Origin of the sequence: Phocaeicola sp. (assembly GCF_048170425.1) — a bacterium.
Lineage (GTDB): Bacteria > Bacteroidota > Bacteroidia > Bacteroidales > Bacteroidaceae > Phocaeicola.
In genome coordinates this window covers 1-4,742 of the sequence record NZ_DBEXBB010000006.1, presented here as the reverse complement: position 1 = coordinate 4,742, position 4,742 = coordinate 1, and the positions used below count along the sequence as shown (strand labels likewise).

The 4,742-nt window shown below is 45.0% G+C and carries 6 protein-coding genes; 3 read left to right on the top strand and 3 right to left on the bottom strand.

What is annotated here, in order from left to right:
- A partial coding sequence (locus ACMJ0U_RS00185; RefSeq protein WP_417127377.1) for a hypothetical protein occupies positions 1-183 on the top strand: 183 nt, incomplete at its 5' end.
- An 18-nt stretch (positions 184-201) separates the two neighbouring features.
- Here ACMJ0U_RS00185 and ACMJ0U_RS00180 read toward each other — a convergent pair.
- The 3 genes from ACMJ0U_RS00180 to ACMJ0U_RS00170 form a co-directional block, all read right to left on the bottom strand.
- Entirely contained in the window at positions 202-993 is a 792-nt protein-coding gene (locus tag ACMJ0U_RS00180; protein WP_417127376.1) for a TatD family hydrolase, read from the bottom strand.
- A 4-nt stretch (positions 994-997) separates the two neighbouring features.
- On the bottom strand, positions 998-1,981 hold the full coding sequence (locus ACMJ0U_RS00175; protein WP_417127375.1) for a polyprenyl synthetase family protein: 984 nt from the start codon (positions 1,979-1,981) through the stop codon (positions 998-1,000).
- 76 nt (positions 1,982-2,057) lie between these two features.
- Positions 2,058-2,744 carry an energy transducer TonB gene (locus tag ACMJ0U_RS00170; RefSeq protein WP_417121257.1) on the bottom strand — a complete coding sequence of 229 codons (687 nt, stop codon included), beginning with the start codon at positions 2,742-2,744 and terminating at the stop codon, positions 2,058-2,060.
- Positions 2,745-3,162: 418 nt separating this feature from the next.
- Here ACMJ0U_RS00170 and cmk point away from each other — a divergent pair, with 418 nt between their 5' ends.
- Together cmk and ACMJ0U_RS00160 are read left to right on the top strand one after the other, a co-directional pair.
- A complete protein-coding gene (cmk, locus tag ACMJ0U_RS00165; RefSeq protein WP_417127374.1) occupies positions 3,163-3,861 on the top strand; it encodes a (d)CMP kinase in 699 nt (232 codons plus the stop codon).
- Positions 3,848-4,714: a 4-hydroxy-3-methylbut-2-enyl diphosphate reductase gene (locus ACMJ0U_RS00160; RefSeq protein ID WP_417127373.1), complete on the top strand. Its 867-nt coding sequence runs from the start codon at positions 3,848-3,850 to the stop codon at positions 4,712-4,714. Before cmk ends, ACMJ0U_RS00160 begins: the two co-directional genes overlap by 14 nt.
- Positions 4,715-4,742 lie beyond the last annotated feature (28 nt).

Genomic DNA, 4,742 nt, shown 5'->3' with positions numbered 1-4,742 from the left:
GATACGCTTTTGGCGTATACACGCTTTCCAGGCGTGCCTCTTCAACCACTCGAGCACCTCTCCTTTTTACCATCAGCAGGGGAGATATTTCAGTTATTTTTATACCCCGCGCTGATTTCAGTCACAAATGTATTCTTTTTTTTCGTCTTACATAACATCAAGCCTGCAAAAGTTTACTTTTGAAGTCGAAATTAATAAACTTTAAAAACTTTTCTCCGCATTTGTGAAGACTTTTAAAGCATTTTCTGTAGTACGGGAAGCGATTTCCGACAAAGGTACTCCATAGATTACCGAAAGACATTCTGCCACCTTCACCAGATTTGCACTTTCATTCCGTTTGCCACGATAAGGCACAGGTGCCAAATAAGGTGAGTCGGTTTCGAGCACGACGCGCTCCAAAGGCACATTCTTCAATACTTCGGGAAGGGTACTTTTTTTGAAAGTAACCACTCCGTTTATACCTAACATAAAAGATTCGTACTCCAACAGTCGTTCTGCGTCTTCACCGATACTCGTGAAGCTATGGAAGATTCCCCGCAAGGCTGTATGCTTGTAACCTGACAATACCTCCAGCAGTTCCGGATAAGCTTCCCGACAATGTATAATCAGAGGTAGGTCGTATTCCAGTGCCCACTTCATCTGTTCTTCAAAGACAATCATCTGTTCCTCACGGAAGGTCTTGTCCCAATACAAGTCAATACCCACCTCACCGATTCCATAAAAACGATGAGAAGAAGAAGTCAGATACCCTTTCACCTTTTCCAAACGTTCCTTCCAACCGGCATCTACCGATGTGGGATGAAAACCAATCATCGGATAGCAGCAATCGTGCGCCTCACACAACTTGAGCATAGCCTCGACCGTCGTATCATCAATGTTAGGCATAAACAGTCGGGTCACTCCTGCTTCGACTGCACGAATCACCGCCAGTTCACGGTCGTCATCAAACTCTTCGGTATAAAGATGGGTATGAGTATCAATCAGGGAGTTCATATCTTTACAATTTACGGTCCATTAAATGACAAACAAACTTCTTCAGTTCTTCTTTAAGAGAGGATTCCACGTTTACCTTATCCAGCAACTCCAATCCTTCCTTATAATAGGCATCAATGCGAGCCTGACAAAGTCCAGGAACTCCCACCTTATTATATAGAGCTGTAACCGACTGGATTTTTTCTTCAGCCACGTAATCCGCAGCATGAAGCCAGTTCAGCAATGTTTCCTTATCCTCCCCTTCTGCCAGATTCAAGGCAGTAATCAGCATAAAAGTCTTCTTATTGCAAAGAATGTCTCCTCCAATCTTCTTTCCAAAGACAGCCGGGTCGCCATACACATCCAGGTAATCATCCTGCAACTGGAAGGCCAGTCCCATCTTAATGCCAAAATCATAGAGCAATTGTTCATCCTTTTCCGGAGCACCTCCTAAAATGGCCCCAATTTTCAAGGCCGCCGCAAGCAGCACGGAAGTCTTCAGCCGAATCATTTCGATATACTCGTCGACCGTCACATCCAGACGGTGTTCGAATTCCATATCCCACTGCTGCCCTTCGCACACCTCAAGGGCAGTACGACCAAACACATCCATCACGCGTCCCATACATTCAAGCGGACATCCTTTCATCATGAACTGATAAGCAAGAATCAGCATGGCATCTCCGGAAAGAATAGCCGTATTTTCATCCCACTTTTTATGTACCGTAGGCTTGTTACGACGCATATCCGCCTTATCCATCAGGTCATCGTGCAGCAAAGTAAAGTTATGATAGGTTTCAATACCTTCCGCCTGTGAAAAGATACGAGCCACATCTTCCTTATACAAATTATAAGCTAACAGCATCAGCACCGGGCGCAAGCGTTTTCCGCCCAATCCCAACACATACCCAATCGGGTCATAAAGTCCCGTCGGCTCCCGCATATAAGAAAGGTTTCCGATATATTCGTGAATCTGTTGCAACAATTGTTCGCTTGTCTGTTGTTTCATGGAAATGTAATTTAAGATAAGAGAAAAAAGAAAGGCTGCAAAAATGCAGCCTTCACTTTATTATACGGTCAATAGATTACTGCAACTTAAAGGTTACAGGCACGGTATATTTTACACGTACAGCTTTACCACGCTGTTTACCTGGTTTCCATTTCGGCATCATCTTGATCACACGGAGTGCTTCCTTATCCAAGTACGGGTCTACACTACGCATAACCACCGGGTCAACGATAGAACCATCCTGGTTAACCACGAACTGGATGATTACACGTCCCTGTACACCGTTTTCCTGTGCGATAGTCGGATACTTGATGTTCTTACCGATGAACTTCAAACATTCAGCCATACCACCCGGGAATTCCGGCATTTCTTCTACCACCTGGAAAATCTGCTGTTCTTCCGGTTCTTCTTCTTCTACTTCAACCGGTACATACTTGATTTCCACAGCCTGGTTGTTTTCTTCACTTGACTGGATAGTAGATTCTTCTACGTTTGCATCATTTTCTGCAATCTGAAGAACTTCTTCCACTTTCGGAGCTTCAGGAGGAGGAGGTGCCTGCTTCTGCTCTTCCTGTTCAGTGATAGGAATCATTTCCTCTTCAAAGATTGGTTCGGTGATACCGGTATCGGTAGTGACCTGCTTGTCACGTTCTGTCCATTCGAACGCTACAAACATCGCTGCCAAGATCAGTACGAAACCTACCAATAACCACGTAGACTTTTTGCCTTCGAGGTCCGCTTTCGGCGATTTCTTGACTTCCATAAATGTGTTTATTAAAGGTTAATACTCTATACGTGGCAAAGGTAGCATAAATCCCCGAAACTCCGACACCCCAACATAAAAATAATGTAAAACAATGCATATTTTTTATTCCGCACTTGAAATAATCAGCATATCGCCTTTCGTATTCTATGTTTCCCTATGCGGAAACGTAGGGTTCACACAGGGAAAGCCTACGTTTCTGCCATGAGAAACATAAGTTTCCCGGAAAGGAAACGTAAAAAACACAAACAGGTATCCGTATTAATGGTACAACGTTTTTTCGCCCCTAGAACCACAAACGAATCTCTACCTTATATTATAAAGAAAGAGACGCCAAAAACTTTATCCAAAACATCCGATATACAAAGGATTTACACTATCTTTGTCAATGCGAAATCTATTTTATCGAAGCCGAAACATGAAAAAAATTATTATTGCCATCGACGGATTCTCTTCCTGCGGGAAAAGTACCATGGCTAAAGATTTAGCCAAAGAAATCGGATACATCTATATAGACAGCGGCGCCATGTACCGGGCCGTTACACTGTATTGTCTGGAAAACGGATTGTTCAATACCGACGGAAGCATCCAGGAAGAAGCTCTCCAACAGCAGATGAGACAAATTCAGATTTCCTTCCAGCTCAACCCGGAAACCCAGCGCCCCATGACCTTCCTCAACGGGAAGAACGTGGAAGAACGCATCCGCACCATGGAAGTCTCCTCGCATGTCAGTCCGGTGGCAGCACTCGACTTTGTGCGCAAAGCACTAGTGCACCAACAGCAGGAAATGGGTAAGGAAAAAGGAATCGTGATGGACGGAAGAGACATCGGAACAGCCGTATTCCCGAATGCGGAACTGAAGATTTTCGTGACAGCCTCTGCCGAAATCCGTGCACAGCGCCGCTACGATGAGTTAAAGGGCAAAGGTCAGGATGCTTCGTTCGAAGAAATTCTTCACAACGTGGAAGAACGCGACCGCATCGACCAGAGCCGGGCAGTAAGTCCCCTTCGCAAGGCAGATGATGCGATTTTACTGGACAACAGTCACCTGACGATTGCCGAGCAAAAAGAATGGCTGAAAGAACAATTTGAAAAAGCAACACATGCATCACATTGAAATAGATAAAGATTCCGGCTTCTGCTTTGGAGTAACAACCGCCATATCAAAAGCAGAAGAAGAACTGGCAAAAGGGGCTCCCCTGTATTGCCTGGGAGATATTGTACACAACGGGCAGGAATGTGAACGACTGAAGGAAATGGGATTGATTACCATCAACCACGAAGAGTTTGCCCGTCTGAAAAATGTAAAAGTCCTGCTGAGAGCACATGGAGAACCTCCTGAGATTTACGAACTAGCCCGGAAAAACCACATCGAAATCATCGATGCCACTTGTCCGGTAGTGCTACGCCTGCAAAAAAGAATCAAGCTGGAGTATGATGCCACTCCCCGCGATAAAGAAAGGCAGATTGTCATTTACGGGAAAAACGGTCATGCCGAGGTGCTGGGATTGGTAGGCCAGACCGAAGGCAAGGCCATTGTCATCGAAAAACTGGAAGAGGTCAGCAAGCTGGACATGAGCAAAGACATCCGCTTGTATTCTCAAACCACCAAGTCGCTCGACGAATTCCGCCAGATTGTGTCCTACATCGAGGCCCACATTTCACCGGAAGCCTCCTTCCAGTACTTTGACACCATCTGTCGTCAGGTAGCCAACCGCATGCCGCATATCCGGGAATTTGCCGCCAGTCACGACCTGGTCTTCTTCGTTTGCGGACATAAGAGTTCCAACGGGAAAATCCTCTTTCAGGAATGTAAGAAAGTCAACCCCAACTCTTACCAGATTGACAAACCGGAAGAGATTGACAAGGCCTTATTGTCACATGCACATTCCATTGGAATCTGTGGAGCCACCTCTACCCCTAAATGGCTGATGGAAGCGTGTAAAAAAGTTATAATGAACGACTACTAAAGAAGAAAATCAGTTACAATATAAATTC